This is a genomic window from Acinetobacter sp. SwsAc4, assembly GCF_013391535.1.
Lineage (GTDB): Bacteria > Pseudomonadota > Gammaproteobacteria > Pseudomonadales > Moraxellaceae > Acinetobacter.
On the sequence record NZ_JACAXC010000009.1, the window covers coordinates 11,809 to 27,105 of the forward strand.

Genomic DNA, 15,297 nt, shown 5'->3' on the forward strand with positions numbered 1-15,297 from the left:
TTTCTCTATGTCTTTTAAGCCCTAGAATCTGTAAACTATGCGCAATTTTTTGATTTTGCTCGTGCTTCATTATTTTGATCGGCACTGAGTCTTTAGTTTTGAGATATTCCGCCCATGAAAGCATCACTCCGTTTAAGACTGGATCAGCTTTGTGATCGTCACGAAGAGCTGACTGCATTGCTCGCTGATGTAGAAGTAATTTCGGACAATAAACGTTTTCGTAAATTGTCTCGCGAACATAATGATTTAACAGAAATCACTGAGGTTTGGAGCAAATATCGTCAAGCTGAAGAAGATATTGAAACGGCTGAAATAATGAAATCAGATCCCGATTTCAAAGATATGGCTGAAGAAGAAATTAAAGAAAATAAAGCGCTTCTCGTTAATCTCGAAGAACAATTAAATGTTCTAATGATTCCGAAAGATCCAAATGATGCCAATGCAGCCTATCTTGAGGTGCGTGCGGGTACAGGTGGTGATGAAGCTGCGATCTTCTCGGGTGATTTATTCCGTATGTATAGCAAATATGCTGAAACACAAAGTTGGCGTATTGAAGTACTTTCTGAAAATGAAGGTGAGCATGGCGGTTATAAAGAAATCATTTGCCGTATTGACGGCGAAGGCGTCTATGGTCGTTTGAAATTTGAGAGTGGTGCACACCGTGTTCAACGTGTACCTGCGACTGAATCTCAAGGTCGTGTACACACTTCTGCGTGTACTGTTGCAATTCTGCCGGAAGTGGATGTGGATACCACAGTTGAAATCAATCCCGCCGATCTGCGCATTGATACCTATCGGGCATCAGGTGCAGGTGGTCAGCATATTAACAAAACCGATTCTGCGGTGCGTATTACCCATATTCCATCGGGTGTGGTAGTGGAATGTCAGGAAGAGCGTTCGCAACATAAGAATAAAGCCAAAGCGATGGCATTGTTAGTCTCACGTTTAGAAAATGCTAAACGTGCAGCCGCTGATGCAGCAACTTCAGAAATGCGCCGTGACCTCGTCGGTTCAGGTGATCGTTCTGAACGTATTCGTACCTATAACTACCCTCAAGGTCGTATGACTGATCACCGTATTAACCTGACTTTATATAAGTTAGATGCAATTATGGAAGGTGATTTAACCGAACTGTTAGATAGCTTACATCGTGAATATCAGGCGGATCAGTTGGCGATGCTTGCACAGGAAAATGGCGGCTAATGAATATTGCTCAAGCCTTAGAAATCAAAGGTGAAATTGATAGCTATGAACGTCAAGAGGCGGCATGGCTACTTGAACACCTACTAGGTATCAATGCTTTAGAACTCAAATTAAGACTTGAGCAAGAGTTGACTGAAATACAGGAACAGGCTTTTTTAGAAGGGCTTGCACGTATCGAACAGGGTGAGCCTTTGGCTTATGTCACAGGTTCACAACCTTTTTGGACGTTGGATTTAAAAGTCACCCATGACACTCTAGTGCCACGCCCAGATACCGAAATTTTGGTTGAAACGGTGCTCAAACTGCCACTCGATCAACATGCGAATATTGTTGACCTAGGCACAGGAACAGGCGCAATTGCTTTGGCGCTCGCAAGTGAGCGTCCGCAATGGCAAGTCACTGCAACTGATATATACGCACCAACTTTAGACGTGGCGCAGGACAATGCAGTTCGACACGGGCTGATGCAAGTGAAGTTCGCTTGTGGGGCTTGGTTCGAGGCTTTAGAGCAGCAACAGTTTGATTTGATTGTCTCCAATCCGCCGTATATTGATCCTGAAGATGTACATATGCAAAAGCTCAAATCTGAACCTGAGCGTGCTTTGATTGCTGATAAGCAGGGTATCGCGGATATTGAAACCATTATTACCCAAGGCAAAGATTGGCTTAAACCCAATGGTTGGATTGTGCTTGAGCATGGTTATGATCAAGGCCAAGCGGTACGAGATATTTTTGAACAACAAGGTTTTAAGCAGATTCAGACTATCAAGGATTATGGTGGCAATGACCGTGTCAGTCTAGGACAAAAAACTATTTAAGCTTCTATTTTACTAAATAGTGTTTTCGCACGATAAGCACCTGGACTGACGCCTGTCCATTTTTTAAAAGCACGATGAAATGCACTCGGATCATGGAAATGCAAATCATCACTGATGTTCTGAATTGAATCATTGCTTTTACTGAGCCGTTCAATTGCAATATCGCAGCGAATATCATTTTTTAGCTGCTGATAACTGACACCTTCTAGTTTTAAACGGCGTTGAATGGTTGCCGTTGACATATTCAGTTGTTGGGCAATTTCTTTGAGTTCATCCCACTCTGAGGGTGGTTGTAAAAGCAGTTGACGACGTATTTGCAAGCTTAAAGAGTTTTCATTTTTAAAGCGAACAATTAGGTTATAAGGCGTTTGTCTGAGAAAGTCATTTAAAGCCTGTTTATCTTTTTTGATTTTGTGTTTGAGGTAGTTTGCATCAAATTCAATGAGATTTTGATCAGCATTAAATTGAATATCTTCGCAAAAACGAACACGATAATCCTGTATTTCGACAGGTTGATGACATTTAAAGGTCATTTTCTGAAAAGGGATGCGCTGGTCACTTAGCCAACACATTAAACTATGGACTAACATCAAATAGGTCGAATAAGTAAACATTCGTTTAGGACGTTCACGGTCATGCAAAATTAAGTATGCTTTTGCACCTTGTTGAATCAATTCACCTTGAATGTCATCCAACACTAAACTCAGAAACTTTAAGATTTCTTGAATAGCTTGTTCTAATGTTTCTGCACTGAATGCCAACTTTGCCAATAAGCTATAGCTTCCTCGACGCATTGGATGGCGATCCATTCCTAGAAACTCATCATTCATATGTTCTGCTAGTTCAATCCACAATCGTGCACATTGCATCACTGGAACACGGGCTTTGGTTGAACTGAGCAGTTCGACTGAAACGCCTGCTTGATTAGCGATATGAAGAATATCTAAACCTCGACTTGCCGCAACACTCAATGCTTCACGAATTAAAGCAATTGAAATTGTATCCTTAGCAGAATTAAGATCGAGATCGGTGCTTTTGTTCATATAAAAATGAAATATAGAAGAGTAAATAGTTTGAATGCTCAAAAGTCGCATCACTTTTGCTACTTTTAGGAATTGTATCGGAAAAAACTTGGCTTTACTCTCGCTTATAAAAATTTATATCTTTAATTTACGAGGAAATTTAGATGAAAATTCAAGGAAAACATTTTGTTATTACTGGTGGTGGCTCTGGTTTAGGTGCTGCAACAGCAGAGGTTCTCGTTAAACAAGGTGCGACAGTTACCTTAGTCGATATGAACATTGAAGCGGGTGAGCAGCAGGTACAAGCATTAGGTGCACAAGCTGAATTTGTAAAATTAGATGTAACTGATGAACAAGCTGCAGAGCAATTCTTTAAAGATGTTGTTGCAAAATATGGTGCGGTATATGGACTAGTCAACTGTGCAGGGATTGGACCCTCAGCAAAAGTTGTGGGCAAAGAATCTGTACATGATTTAGCTATGTTCTCAAAAACCTTACATATCAACGTAACGGGTACATTTAACATGTTGCGTTTCGCAGCAGATGCAATGAGTAAAAATATTGTTGCTGAAGGCGATGAAGATCGTGGGGTGATTGTAAATACAGCTTCAGTTGCTGCTTTTGATGGGCAAATTGGACAAGCGGCTTATTCTGCATCAAAAGGTGCTGTAGTTGCGATGACGCTTCCGATTGCGCGCGAGTTAGCACGTCATCAAATTCGTGTTTTAACCATTGCACCAGGGATTATGGAAACTCCAATGCTGAAAGGCTTACCGCAAAATGTACAAGATGCCTTAGGGCAAATGGTGCCTTATCCATCACGTTTGGGACGTCCTGAAGAATTTGGTCGTTTGGTTGCACATATTGCTGAAAATTCATATTTAAATGGTGAAGTGATCCGCTTAGATGGTGGTATTCGTATGGCTGCGAAATAAATTTATTTAAACCATTTATAGATTTATTTATAAAACAGTTGTGAATGAAAATTTACAACTGTTTTGTTTTGATATGGTTTATTCATAAACTAGCTTTGAGTTTTAGTCATTTCTGCTGGTTTTTGTACAATTTTGCAAATCATTCATTCACTCAATAGGGGGTGTATAGATGAAATATCCAATTTTGATCTGTTCTGCATCTAGCTTGTTTTTAAATGGTTGTGTTGGAAATATGAATCCAACAGGCGGCAACTCAAATCCTCATTCTTCCAACTGTACGTTCACTTATGCAGTAACTTAAATCATGCATGTCATGCGTCAATGAAGGTGCCCCTAAGCGAGCATGGTGCTGCCAATAAATAGCTTTTAAATCAGTATATTTCTGATGGACATACATCTGTCGCTTTCGCCAAGCATAGTATCCCGAAGTGCTAACACTTAGACATTTACAGGCACAAGAAACCGTAACCTTAGTCACAGCTATAAGCTGTTAAAGTCGATAAAATATGTGATTTTGTAATCACTTCGAATATATTACTCAATTATCGGATCATAAAATCAGCATTAGGTTTATATATGCATATTGATTTAAACAGCGACTTAGGCGAAAGCTATGGTGCTTGGAAAATGGGAAATGATGAGCAGATTCTTGCGATTGTGAGTAGTGCCAATATTGCATGCGGTTTTCATGCAGGCGATCCTGTCAATATGTTAAATACCTTAAAACAAGCGGCTGCTCAAAATGTTAGTGTGGGAGCGCATGTTTCGTATCCAGATCGGGTTGGTTTTGGTCGCCGTAATATGGATGTATCTTATGATGAATTATACGCAGACGTGCTTTATCAAATCTCAGCGCTGCAAGGGTTGGCTCAAGTCGCTGGAACAAAAGTGACTTACGTCAAACCACATGGTGCTTTATATAACACTATTGCCACCAATTTAACTCAAGCTCAAGCAGTGATTGATGCAATACAGCATTCAGATAAAAAATTAGTGTTAGTTGCATTGGCGGGTTCGCCTTTAATTAATTTTGCTCGTAAGCAGGGAGTTGGCGTTATTTCTGAAGCGTTTGCTGATCGTGCTTATCATCGTAATGGTGAACTAGTTTCACGCCGTTTAGAAGGTGCTGTTTTACATGATGCAGAAGTCGTAGCTCAACGTGTACTGAGGATGATTCAGAACGGAGGTATTGAATCGATTGAAGGGGATTTCACTACAATTCAGGCAGATACCATTTGTTTGCATGGTGATACCTTTGGGGCGGTACAAATGGCAGAAAAGATTCGCCAAGTATTGTTAGAAAATAAAATTGAAGTTCGTGCTTTTAGTCTTTGAATGAGTTTTAAACATTTTAAAAGAGCTATTTTATGCGATTTCTATCCGTTAATTTAGATTGTTTTTTGATTGAGCTTGAAAGTTTAGAAGAAACAATGGCGGTTCATTACTGCTTAAAACAAGCACAGCATCCTCATATAAAAGAACTTATTCCTGCGGCACGTAGCATACTGATTTATTTTGATTCGTTATTGGTCGAGATGCATACACTCATTCGATGGATTTCAAGCCAAAAAATCAGTCAGGATACTTTGCGTCAAGGGAAGGAAATTGTTATCGGTGTGCGCTATAACGGTATTGATTTAAATAATGTTGCTGAATATTTAGGAATAAGTACTGAACAAGTCATTCAAAAACATACCAACTCTTATTGGCAAGTTGCATTTATTGGCTTTGCTCCCGGCTTTGCTTATCTAACCAATCCTGAGCAAGTATTTAGGAGTATTCCACGCTTAGCATCACCACGTAAAAAAGTTAGTGCAGGGGCAGTAGGTTTAGCAGGCGAATATAGCGGTATTTATCCTCAAGATAGTCCGGGTGGATGGCAGTTGATTGGACAGACTGATGAGATATTGTGGGATATTCATCGACAACAGCCTTCTTTATTACTGCCGAGTGATCATGTCATCTTCAAGGATGATAGTCATAATCCAACCCAAATTTGTGTGCCTGCTCAGAGATTTTCTCAAAGAAAATCGATTAAAAAACCTGCTGTGTTACGCGTTAAAAATGTTGGCTTACAAGTATTGATCCAAGATGAAGGACGTAAAAATTTAGCTGAGCTAGGCGTGGGGCGGGCAGGTGCTATGGATCAAAAGGCATTTCGTCAGGCAAACTTAATTGTTGGCAATCCACAGAATGCAGCCGTCATGGAAGTTTTAAATGGTGGATTGCGATTACAGGTTTTAGAAGCAACAGTTATTGCTGTGACAGGTGCGGAAACGGAAGTCTGGATTACTTATATTGGCGCGGATAAAGTTAAAGTGGCTTTGTATCAGCCGATTGCTTTAGATTATGGTGATGAAATTTATATTTCAGCACCGAGTGCAGGGATTCGTAATTATATTGCGCTACGTGGTGGTATCGCTGTTGAGAAAGTACTCGAAAGTGCTAGTTATGATTCTTTGGCTGAATTGGGTACAAAACCAATTCAAGTGGGTGATGAGATTCATTTTGCCCAATTAATAACGCAGCCTGTCAGCTTAAATGAAATACCGATTAAATTACCTAAACGAGATGAGATTATTGAAATAGATCTCGTGTTAGGGCCGCGTACAGATTGGTTTGCCGAAGAAAGCCTTGATTTATTGTTTAAACAAACTTGGTTAGTGAGCACAGAGAGTAATCGAATTGGATTGAGATTAGTGGGTGATCAGCCTTTAACGCGACAATTCGAGCAAGAATTACCGAGCGAAGGTTGTTGTACAGGTGCTTTGCAAATTCCTCCAAATGGTCAGCCTGTATTATTTATGAATGATCATCCTATTACAGGGGGTTATCCTGTGATTGCGGCGGTCGCATTCTATCATTTGGACTTAATTGCACAGATTCCAGCTGGTTGCCATATTCAATTTCGTAAAATTTATGATTTCATGGATGTCAAAAAAGATGCATAAAAAACATAAGCTGTTGATTGCGAATCGTGGAGAAATTGCTGTACGCATTATTCACGCATGTAAAGATATGGATATTACATCAGTGGCGATTTATGCAGATGATGATATTGCCAGTTTGCATGTTCAACTTGCAGATGAAGCTTGGGCATTATCAGGACAAACAGCACAGCACACTTATTTAGATATCAATAAAATTATTGATATTGCGTATAAATCCCAAGTGACCATGATTCATCCTGGTTATGGTTTTTTATCAGAACGTGCCGAATTTGCCCAAGCTGTGATAGATGCGGGGCTGATTTGGATTGGGCCATCTCCTGAAACTATCCATAAACTTGGTGACAAAATACAAGCGCGTAAAATTGCACAGTCGGTAAATGCACCTTTGGTTCATGGTACTGAACAACCACTTCAATCAGCTCAAGAAGCGTTATATTTTGCGAAACAGTATGGTCTGCCGATTGCGATAAAAGCTGCGTATGGTGGTGGTGGACGTGGTTTAAAAGTTGCTTGGCAATTGAATGAAGTTGCCGATTTATATGAATCGGCTGTGCGAGAAGCATTCGCTGCTTTTGGTCGAGGAGAATGTTTTGTTGAACAATATTTAAATAAGCCTCGGCATTTGGAAGCACAAGTTATTGCTGATCAACAGGGACATATTGTCGTTGTAGGAACGAGAGATTGTTCTTTACAACGCCGTAATCAAAAGCTAGTCGAGGAAGCACCTGCACCATTTATTAATGAGCATATTGAAGCTCAGTTAGTGCAATCTGCTATTGCAATTTGCCGCGCTGCAGATTATGTCGGGGCAGGTACCGTCGAGTATTTACTTAGTCAAAATGGTCAACTTTCGTTCTTAGAGGTTAATACACGTCTACAAGTTGAGCACACAGTTACTGAGCAAACTACGGGCCTAGACTTAGTTGTCGAACAAATTCGAATTGCTTTAGGTCAACCACTTTCGATTCAAGAAATGCCAAAACCAATAGGACATGCAATTGAATTCCGAATTAATGCGGAAGATCCAGCACGTGGTTTTATCCCAGCATTTGGACAGCTTACTCGTTTTCACCCACCATCAGGAATTGGTATTCGTCTTGATACGGGGGTGATGACTGGAAGTGTTGTTTCAAGTCATTTTGATTCTTTAATTGCGAAATTAATTGTGACTGGTGCAACCCGCGAGATTGCAATTCAACGGGCCAAAAGAGCGCTTGCCCATTTTGAAATAGAGGGCATTGCTTCAGTATTACCATTCCATCGTGCAATCCTGTCAGATGCTGACTTTATTGATGAATTTAAAGTACATACACGTTGGATTGAACAAGATAGTCGCCATGATTATCCTCACTATTCACGTAGTAAACTGAGCAATCAAGTTGAATTACAACGTTATCCAATTGAAATAGATGGAAAGTTGCATCAGATTGGCTTACCAAATGGATTTTTTAGTTTAGTCGGGACACCCCCACCCAATCAGAAACAAAATGATTCTGATCAGAACCCAAGTAGTAATAGTGTCTTAGCACCGATGAGTGGTGTAATCACCGTGTGGAAAGTTCAAGAAAATGATCATGTAAACCAAGGTGAGACAATTGCAATTATGGAAGCAATGAAAATGGAGGTCCCTGTGATTGCTCCACAAACGGGGAAAATTCAAAAGCTGATAGAGATTAATCAGACTGTTGAAACGGATTCAAAAATTGCTGAGATAAATTAGAGTTTTTGTATATAAGACAGTTAAAGGATAAGCCATTAAATCTCTAAAATGAGATCTAATGGCTTTGGCTAAATTAACGACGTTTATTATAAACTGCCAGAGCAGCAGGTAAATTTTTACGCATATCACTAATACGTTGACTATTTGATGGGTGAGTTGATAAGAATGATGCACCACCAGCACCATCTACACGATCCATTTTTTCCCAAAGACTAATTGCTGCATTTGGATTATATCCTGCTTTTGCCATCAGCATTAACCCACCAAAATCAGCGCGACTTTCTAAATTACGAGAATAGGGTAAACCAATACCAATTTGACTACCTAAAGCAATTGCCGCATTACCTGCTTCACCAATATTCGCACCCGCATAAGTCGTACCAATCCCAATCGCTAAGTTTGTAAGTGCTTGTGCACCAATTTTACTTTTGGCATGTTCTTCTAAGGCATGGGTCATTTCGTGTCCCATAATTGCTGCGATTTCATCATTGGTCAAATTCAGCTTGTTCACAATACCCGTATAGAAAACGACTTTCCCACCTGGCGCTACATAGGCATTTACAGTATCTGATTTTAGTACTGCTAACTGCCAATCAAAACGCTGACCGGTTTGGTTCATTTGGTCAGCATACGGTTTTAAGCGCAAAAATACTGAATTAATACGTTGATAAGTATTTGAGCTCATATCCAATTGATTCTTGGCACGAGCTTCCTGTGTCATCTTTGCAAAGCTTTGAGCGGACTGAGCATTTAATGTGGCACTGTCAGCACCTGCCATATCTGCAAATGATGCACAACCTGAAATCGTTATTAAAGTCATTGCACAAAGGCTTAAAGCCAATTTTTTCATACTTATTTGCTCCAAATCAGTATCTTATAAATATACCCATGATTAACAAGAATTATAAAAAAAGTTTGCAAGGCTTTATATTCTGATTATCTCTATAATCATAGTAATTATGTAAGCAGAATTGATGAAAAGCTAAATAGCTTAGCTTCATCTGAATAAAATTAAAGCCAGTGGTTTGCACTGGCTTTGAAATTAGCTTAAAGCTAGAGGGGATTAATCCTCATCATCAAATTCATCTTCAGAAAATGCGTTATCATCTAAAGAAGTATCAAAAATTAAAATTGCTTTACCATCAGTTTGAATCATGCCTTGATCTTCAAGTGTTTTTAAAACACGACCAACCATTTCACGTGAACACCCCACAATACGACCAATTTCTTGACGTGTAATACGAATCTGACGACCATTCGGTAGAATCATTGCCTCAGGCTGCGCAGATAAGTCAATTAAACAACGCGCAATACGACCAGATACATCGATAAATGCTAAATCAGTGACTTTACGTGTTGTATTCTTCAGACGGCGAACAAGCTGAGCAAATACAGCATAGCTCAGGTCAGGGTATTGCTTGCTGAGTTCGTGGAAATTTTCATATGAGATTTCTGCAATTTCGCAAACATCTCGTGTACGTACTTCTGCGGTACGTTGAGGGTTATTTTCAAACAGCCCCATTTCACCAAAGAAATCACCTGGATTGAGATATGCAACAACAATCTCACGCTCATCATCTTCACGTAATATGATTGACACTGAACCTTTTAATATTAAATACAGTGATTTTGATTCCGTTCCAGCGTCAACAATCGTGGTGCGTTTAGGGTATCTATTAATATGAGCACGTTTTAGCAATGCTTTAACTGACTCAGGTAATTGACCTGGAGACAAAGCATCAGTGCTAAGATGTGAAAAATTTGAAGTCATGCTTAAAATTTCCGAATTTGGATAAAACCGATCGCACAGGCCCCATGGAGCCTTTTCTACACAGAAGAGATGAAATTCCTTATCAACTCATTTTATGTTAGTGTACAAGAACTGAAGTAAATTTATAACGTTTTTCGGGTAGTTGCAATGCAAACAAGTGTACATTGGTTAGAGAATGTTGCTTTTGAAGCGAAATCAGAAAGTGGTCACAGTGTAGTGATGGATGGTTCTGCTGAGTATGGTGGTGAAAACCGTGGACCACGTCCTATGGAGTTGATTTTAATGGGACTTGGTGGGTGTGCTTCGTTTGATATTGTGACTATTTTAAAGAAATCACGCCAAGATGTGACCGATGTTGTATGCCAGTTAAAAGCGGAGAGAGCTGATTCTATTCCTGCGGTGTTTACAAAAATTCACTTACATTTCGTAGTAACAGGTAAAGCGGTTAAAGCAAAGCAAGTTGAAAAAGCAGTTGAGCTTTCAGCAGAAAAATATTGTTCTGCGAGCAAAATGTTGTCTGATGGTGGTGTAGAAATCACACATGACTTTGAAATTGTAGAAGCTGATTAAGACTTAATTATTAAGTTTAACTAAAAAGTGATCTATTTGTTTAGATCACTTTTTTATCGACATAGTTTTTATTTCAGTAATAATTGTGGGTCTACCCGTGCATCATTTAAACTCATTCCCCAATGTAAGTGTGGACCAGTGACTCGACCTGTATTTCCTACTAAACCTAAAAGTTCACCTTGAGTAATATGTTGTCCCTTTGAAACCTCAATTTTACTGAGATGGCAGAACATACTGATTAAACCTTGACCGTGATCAATCAAAACAGTCTTACCATTGAAAAAATAATCACCAGTTTGAACGACAATGCCATCTGCTGGCGCTACAACTTTTTGGCCAATTGGTGCTGGAATGTCTAGACCTGAATGTGGGGCGCGTTCTTCATTATTAAAGAAACGTTTGCGTCCAAATGAGTTACTAAATTTGCCTGCTGTTGGTGGAATAAAACTTGGAAATTTAGTCCAATAGCTTTGACTGAAAGAATTATAAATCTCATTTTGTTCTTTTGCTTCCGAAGCATATCGATCAAGTTGATTTTGATTCGGATTAACATAGTCTTGGTTTTTTACATTGAGGTGCTGTTCAGCATATTGATATGGCAGTATTTCAATCTGTATGGGCATAGTATTGGTTGTTAGGCTTAACGTTCCCAATGGGGTAGAAAGAGGAATTCCAAAAATAGCGTATCGTTGAGTGCCTTCTTGTGTAATTAGAATCGGTTTTTTCTCATAGAAAACTTGGGTAATCGTTGATGGAATTGGAATAACGGCTATACCGCCTGCATGTCGTGAATTCTGTGGTAATTGAGCGATAGCTATCTGAATAGGGAAAAGGCAAATACTAGCTATTACAATTCTTCTTAAATGCATAACGATCATTTTTAAATGAAGTAAAGTCTTAAGTTAAAAGTTTCACTGTAAAATAACAATATGGATATTGTTTAAATCAGAATAGATAGAAAATTATACAAAATATACTTGAAATAGATTGTTTATATACCCATATTATTACTGAGTTTTATAAAGTTTAATTTAAACAAAATATTGAAAAATATATAAATTTTATTTGAAATTTTAAAAAGTGTTCCCATCTTAGTGATAAGTTAAAAATTTGTTGTGAGGAATAACAAGAATGCGCTTTGAAAAATTTACGAACCGTTTACAGCAAGCTCTTTCAGATGCACAATCATTGGCAATGGGTAAAGACCATACTTCTATTGCGGGTATTCATATTTTATCGACTTTACTAGATGAGCCTGCCAATTTAAGTTTGTTGCAGCAATCAGGTGCGCGCTTGCCAGAGTTAAAACAAAAGTTAGAACAAGCAATAAGAAATGCACCGACTTTATCAAATCCAACTGGAGATATTAATCTTAATCCTGAAGCGGTAAAGATCTTAAATTTAGCTGATCGTTATGCGCAAAAAGCAGGTGATGAATTCTTATCAACAGATTGGGTGTTATTAAGTTTAGCGGAAACGGGTGAAACCAAAACGATATTAAACAGCGTTGGGGTAACACCAGATAGTTTACGCAAAGTAATTGAAAATATTCGAGGAAATGACAAAGTCATGAGCAATAATCATGAAGATCAACGCGATTCATTGAATAAATATACCATTGATTTAACAGAACGTGCTTTGGCCGGTAAGCTTGATCCAGTTATTGGTCGTGATGATGAAATCCGCCGTACCATTCAGGTGTTGTCACGCCGTACCAAAAATAACCCTGTGCTGATTGGTGAGCCTGGGGTCGGTAAAACTGCGATTGTAGAAGGTTTGGCACAACGTATTGTTAATGGTGAAGTGCCTGAAAGCTTAAAGAATAAACGTGTGCTTTCACTGGATTTGGGTTCATTGCTGGCAGGTGCAAAATATCGTGGTGAGTTTGAGGAACGCTTAAAAGCGGTGCTGAAAGACCTTGCCAAACATGAAGGCGAAATCATCCTGTTTATTGATGAGCTGCATACCCTTGTAGGCGCGGGTAAGGGCGATGGCGCAATGGATGCAGGTAACATGCTTAAACCTGCGTTGGCGCGTGGTGAATTGCGCTGTGTTGGCGCAACTACGCTGGATGAGTATCGTCAGTACATTGAAAAAGATGCTGCACTTGAACGCCGTTTCCAGAAAGTGTTGGTGGATGAGCCAAGTGTGGAAGATACCATTGCGATTTTGCGTGGTCTTAAAGAGAAATATGCAACCCATCACGGCGTACAAATTTTGGATTCCGCGATTATTGCGGCGGCGAAAATGTCACATCGTTACATCACTGACCGTCAGTTGCCAGATAAAGCCATTGACCTGATTGATGAGGCGGCTTCACGGATTAAGATGGAGATTGATTCCAAACCTGAAGCATTGGATAAGCTTGATCGCCGTCTCATCCAGTTGAAAATGCAGTTGGAGGCGGTGAAGAAAGATGAGGATGCAGGCAGTAAGGCTGAAGTCAATCATCTTGAGCAGCAAATTGCTGAAAAGCAAAAAGAATACAATGATCTGGAAGAAATCTGGAAAGCTGAAAAAACACTGGTTGAGGGTGATAAAAAAGCCCAGATCGAACTGGATCAGGCGCGGGTTGCATTGGAAAAAGCCAAACGTGAGGGTGATCTGGCTGAGGCGGCACGCCTGCAATATGGTGTAATTCCAGAGTTGCAGAAACGTCTGGAACAGGCAGAAATTGCAGAGGAAAATGAGGAACCTAAACTCATTCGTACCAAAGTGACTGAAAATGAAATTGCTGAAGTAGTGAGTGCGGCAACAGGCATTCCTGTGGCGAAAATGCTACAAGGTGAACGTGAAAAACTACTCCAGATGGAAGAATTCCTGCATAACCGTGTGGTGGGTCAGGATGAGGCGGTGGTGGCGGTTTCCAATGCGGTACGCCGTTCACGCGCAGGCTTGTCTGACCCGAACCGCCCAAGTGGATCATTCCTGTTTCTTGGCCCGACAGGTGTGGGTAAAACTGAATTGACCAAGGCATTGGCCAACTTCCTGTTTGACAGTGATGACGCCATGATCCGTATTGATATGTCTGAGTTTATGGAAAAACACTCGGTAAGCCGTTTAGTCGGTGCGCCTCCAGGCTATGTGGGCTATGAAGAGGGTGGTGTTTTAACCGAAGCGGTACGCCGTAAACCATACAGCGTGGTGTTGTTTGACGAAGTGGAAAAAGCTCATCCAGATGTATTCAATATCCTGTTACAGGTATTGGATGATGGTCGCTTAACTGATTCTCAAGGTCGTGTTATCGATTTTAAAAATACGGTCATTGTGATGACATCTAATTTAGGCTCACAAGATGTACGTGAATTAGGTGAAGGTGCAACTGATGAGGAAGTTCGAACAGTGGTCATGAGTGCTGTAACTCAGCATTTCCGTCCAGAGTTCATTAACCGTATTGATGAATTAGTCATTTTCCATTCGTTGAAAAAAGGTCAAATTCGTGGTATCGCGGATATTCAATTGGATCGTTTACGTTCACGTCTGAGCGAACGAGATATGGCTTTAACTGTCGATGATAGTGCATTTGATCTATTGATTGATGCTGGTTTTGATCCAATCTATGGCGCACGACCACTAAAACGTGCAATACAGCAACAAGTTGAAAATAACTTGGCTCAGAAAATTTTATCTGGTGAATTCCAGCCCGGAGATAATATTCTGATTAAAGGTGATAGTGGTCAGCTTGTGTTTGATAAAATGAAACTTAGCTAAATCTAATTTGAATGATTGGCTAAAAAGATGGCGATGAAAATCGCCATCTTTTTTTATATCAGTGCAATTTATCTGATTTCTTAAGGAATATTACCAATGACATTGCGATTTTATGAAAAGCTTGCTAGTTTCGGAATAAATAAGAAAAAAATTCAGGATGAATTAAAATGGAGAATAAGCAGCATTATTACACTTATATTGGTGTAATTGTATTCTTTACGGCTTTACCATTAATTGGTTCGGCTGCACAGCCGATGACAGAGGGAACTTTAGCCTTACAAACAGGTGCATTAAATAGATCCTTGCCTAATATTATCGAAAAAGCTCAACGAGATGCGATGAAGCCAGAGGAAGAACGTTGGCGTTCTCAACGCATATTGAGTGACCGTAATTTGCGTGAAATAAGGATCAGTATGCTTGCTGAAGGTGCTTTATCACCTTATGAAGAACAAAAGAAAACGTCTGTAATGGATGTGCGGGAAAAGAAGAAAGCAAGTATGAAGCCCCATGATGAGGCTCCAGATAACTTCATGATTTATGAGTTTGATTCTCCTAATGTAAAAAGAACCAAATTCACATTTAAATAATGAGAAAAA

Annotated in this window: 14 protein-coding genes and 1 pseudogene; 10 read left to right on the top strand and 5 right to left on the bottom strand. The window is 39.7% G+C overall.

Translation table 11 applies throughout. From position 1 onward, the window contains the following. Window positions 1-114 precede the first annotated feature (114 nt). A complete protein-coding gene (gene prfA / locus HYG88_RS06440; protein WP_005159595.1) occupies window positions 115-1,203 on the top strand; it encodes a peptide chain release factor 1 in 1,089 nt (362 codons plus the stop codon). Continuing rightward, the gene (prmC, locus tag HYG88_RS06445; protein ID WP_005159596.1) at window positions 1,203-2,021 is read left to right on the top strand and encodes a peptide chain release factor N(5)-glutamine methyltransferase; all 819 of its coding nucleotides are present in this window, start codon (window positions 1,203-1,205) and stop codon (window positions 2,019-2,021) included. The genes prfA and prmC overlap by 1 nt, the downstream gene beginning before the upstream one ends. Here the strand turns inward: prmC and HYG88_RS06450 are convergent. Further along, window positions 2,018-3,064: an AraC family transcriptional regulator gene (locus tag HYG88_RS06450; RefSeq protein WP_178882785.1), complete on the bottom strand. Its 1,047-nt coding sequence runs from the start codon at window positions 3,062-3,064 to the stop codon at window positions 2,018-2,020. The genes prmC and HYG88_RS06450 overlap by 4 nt on opposite strands. Window positions 3,065-3,207: 143 nt before the next feature. Between HYG88_RS06450 and HYG88_RS06455 the strand changes: the two genes are divergently transcribed. Then, the gene (locus HYG88_RS06455) at window positions 3,208-3,978 is read left to right on the top strand and encodes a 3-hydroxyacyl-CoA dehydrogenase (protein WP_178882786.1); all 771 of its coding nucleotides are present in this window, start codon (window positions 3,208-3,210) and stop codon (window positions 3,976-3,978) included. A 169-nt stretch (window positions 3,979-4,147) separates the two neighbouring features. Beyond that, on the top strand, window positions 4,148-4,279 hold the full coding sequence (locus tag HYG88_RS15250) for a hypothetical protein (RefSeq protein WP_256415116.1): 132 nt from the start codon (window positions 4,148-4,150) through the stop codon (window positions 4,277-4,279). On the opposite strand, the pseudogene HYG88_RS06460 reads toward HYG88_RS15250, so the two are convergent. Next, a pseudogene (locus HYG88_RS06460) lies at window positions 4,241-4,447 on the bottom strand (IS3 family transposase); the annotation flags it as partial. The gene HYG88_RS15250 and the pseudogene HYG88_RS06460 overlap by 39 nt on opposite strands. Before the next feature lie 107 nt (window positions 4,448-4,554). On the opposite strand from HYG88_RS06460, the gene HYG88_RS06465 reads away from it, so the two are divergent. From HYG88_RS06465 to HYG88_RS06475, 3 genes are read left to right on the top strand one after another with little or no spacing between them, the layout of a single operon-like run. Then, a complete protein-coding gene (locus tag HYG88_RS06465; RefSeq protein ID WP_178882787.1) occupies window positions 4,555-5,313 on the top strand; it encodes a LamB/YcsF family protein in 759 nt (252 codons plus the stop codon). A 32-nt stretch (window positions 5,314-5,345) separates the two neighbouring features. After that, window positions 5,346-6,929, top strand: coding sequence for an urea amidolyase family protein (locus HYG88_RS06470; protein WP_178882788.1), 1,584 nt, complete (start codon window positions 5,346-5,348; stop codon window positions 6,927-6,929). Further along, entirely contained in the window at window positions 6,922-8,649 is a 1,728-nt protein-coding gene (locus HYG88_RS06475) for a biotin carboxylase N-terminal domain-containing protein (RefSeq protein WP_005159603.1), read from the top strand. The genes HYG88_RS06470 and HYG88_RS06475 overlap by 8 nt, the downstream gene beginning before the upstream one ends. A 73-nt stretch (window positions 8,650-8,722) precedes the next feature. On the opposite strand, the gene HYG88_RS06480 is transcribed toward HYG88_RS06475, so the two are convergent. Then, a complete protein-coding gene (locus HYG88_RS06480) occupies window positions 8,723-9,499 on the bottom strand; it encodes a M48 family metallopeptidase (RefSeq protein WP_005159604.1) in 777 nt (258 codons plus the stop codon). 213 nt (window positions 9,500-9,712) lie between these two features. Continuing rightward, window positions 9,713-10,420 (bottom strand): cAMP-activated global transcriptional regulator CRP, encoded by a 708-nt coding sequence (gene crp, locus HYG88_RS06485; protein ID WP_004662603.1) that lies wholly within the window; start codon window positions 10,418-10,420, stop codon window positions 9,713-9,715. A gap of 147 nt (window positions 10,421-10,567) precedes the next feature. Here crp and HYG88_RS06490 point away from each other — a divergent pair, with 147 nt between their 5' ends. Beyond that, a complete protein-coding gene (locus HYG88_RS06490) occupies window positions 10,568-10,990 on the top strand; it encodes an OsmC family protein (protein WP_004662601.1) in 423 nt (140 codons plus the stop codon). A gap of 68 nt (window positions 10,991-11,058) precedes the next feature. Here HYG88_RS06490 and HYG88_RS06495 read toward each other — a convergent pair whose 3' ends face one another. Beyond that, a complete protein-coding gene (locus HYG88_RS06495; protein WP_005159605.1) occupies window positions 11,059-11,859 on the bottom strand; it encodes a M23 family metallopeptidase in 801 nt (266 codons plus the stop codon). Between the two features lie 262 nt (window positions 11,860-12,121). Here HYG88_RS06495 and clpB point away from each other — a divergent pair, with 262 nt between their 5' ends. Both clpB and HYG88_RS06505 read left to right on the top strand, forming a co-directional pair. Continuing rightward, window positions 12,122-14,701, top strand: a complete 2,580-nt coding sequence (clpB, locus tag HYG88_RS06500) for an ATP-dependent chaperone ClpB (RefSeq protein WP_005159607.1) — start codon at window positions 12,122-12,124, stop codon at window positions 14,699-14,701. A 167-nt stretch (window positions 14,702-14,868) separates the two neighbouring features. After that, window positions 14,869-15,288 carry a hypothetical protein gene (locus HYG88_RS06505; RefSeq protein WP_005159609.1) on the top strand — a complete coding sequence of 140 codons (420 nt, stop codon included), beginning with the start codon at window positions 14,869-14,871 and terminating at the stop codon, window positions 15,286-15,288. The last annotated feature ends 9 nt before the right edge of the window (window positions 15,289-15,297 follow it).

Coding starts and splice junctions, on each gene's coding strand:
- prmC (WP_005159596.1), top strand. CDS start 1,203: ATGAATATTGCTCAAGCCTTAGAAATCAAAGGTGAAATTGATAGCTAT.
- HYG88_RS06465 (WP_178882787.1), top strand. CDS start 4,555: ATGCATATTGATTTAAACAGCGACTTAGGCGAAAGCTATGGTGCTTGG.
- HYG88_RS06470 (WP_178882788.1), top strand. CDS start 5,346: ATGCGATTTCTATCCGTTAATTTAGATTGTTTTTTGATTGAGCTTGAA.
- HYG88_RS06475 (WP_005159603.1), top strand. CDS start 6,922: ATGCATAAAAAACATAAGCTGTTGATTGCGAATCGTGGAGAAATTGCT.
- HYG88_RS06450 (WP_178882785.1), bottom strand. CDS start 3,064: ATGAACAAAAGCACCGATCTCGATCTTAATTCTGCTAAGGATACAATT.
- HYG88_RS15250 (WP_256415116.1), top strand. CDS start 4,148: ATGAAATATCCAATTTTGATCTGTTCTGCATCTAGCTTGTTTTTAAAT.
- HYG88_RS06455 (WP_178882786.1), top strand. CDS start 3,208: ATGAAAATTCAAGGAAAACATTTTGTTATTACTGGTGGTGGCTCTGGT.
- HYG88_RS06495 (WP_005159605.1), bottom strand. CDS start 11,859: ATGCATTTAAGAAGAATTGTAATAGCTAGTATTTGCCTTTTCCCTATT.
- HYG88_RS06480 (WP_005159604.1), bottom strand. CDS start 9,499: ATGAAAAAATTGGCTTTAAGCCTTTGTGCAATGACTTTAATAACGATT.
- prfA (WP_005159595.1), top strand. CDS start 115: ATGAAAGCATCACTCCGTTTAAGACTGGATCAGCTTTGTGATCGTCAC.
- HYG88_RS06505 (WP_005159609.1), top strand. CDS start 14,869: ATGGAGAATAAGCAGCATTATTACACTTATATTGGTGTAATTGTATTC.
- HYG88_RS06490 (WP_004662601.1), top strand. CDS start 10,568: ATGCAAACAAGTGTACATTGGTTAGAGAATGTTGCTTTTGAAGCGAAA.
- clpB (WP_005159607.1), top strand. CDS start 12,122: ATGCGCTTTGAAAAATTTACGAACCGTTTACAGCAAGCTCTTTCAGAT.
- crp (WP_004662603.1), bottom strand. CDS start 10,420: ATGACTTCAAATTTTTCACATCTTAGCACTGATGCTTTGTCTCCAGGT.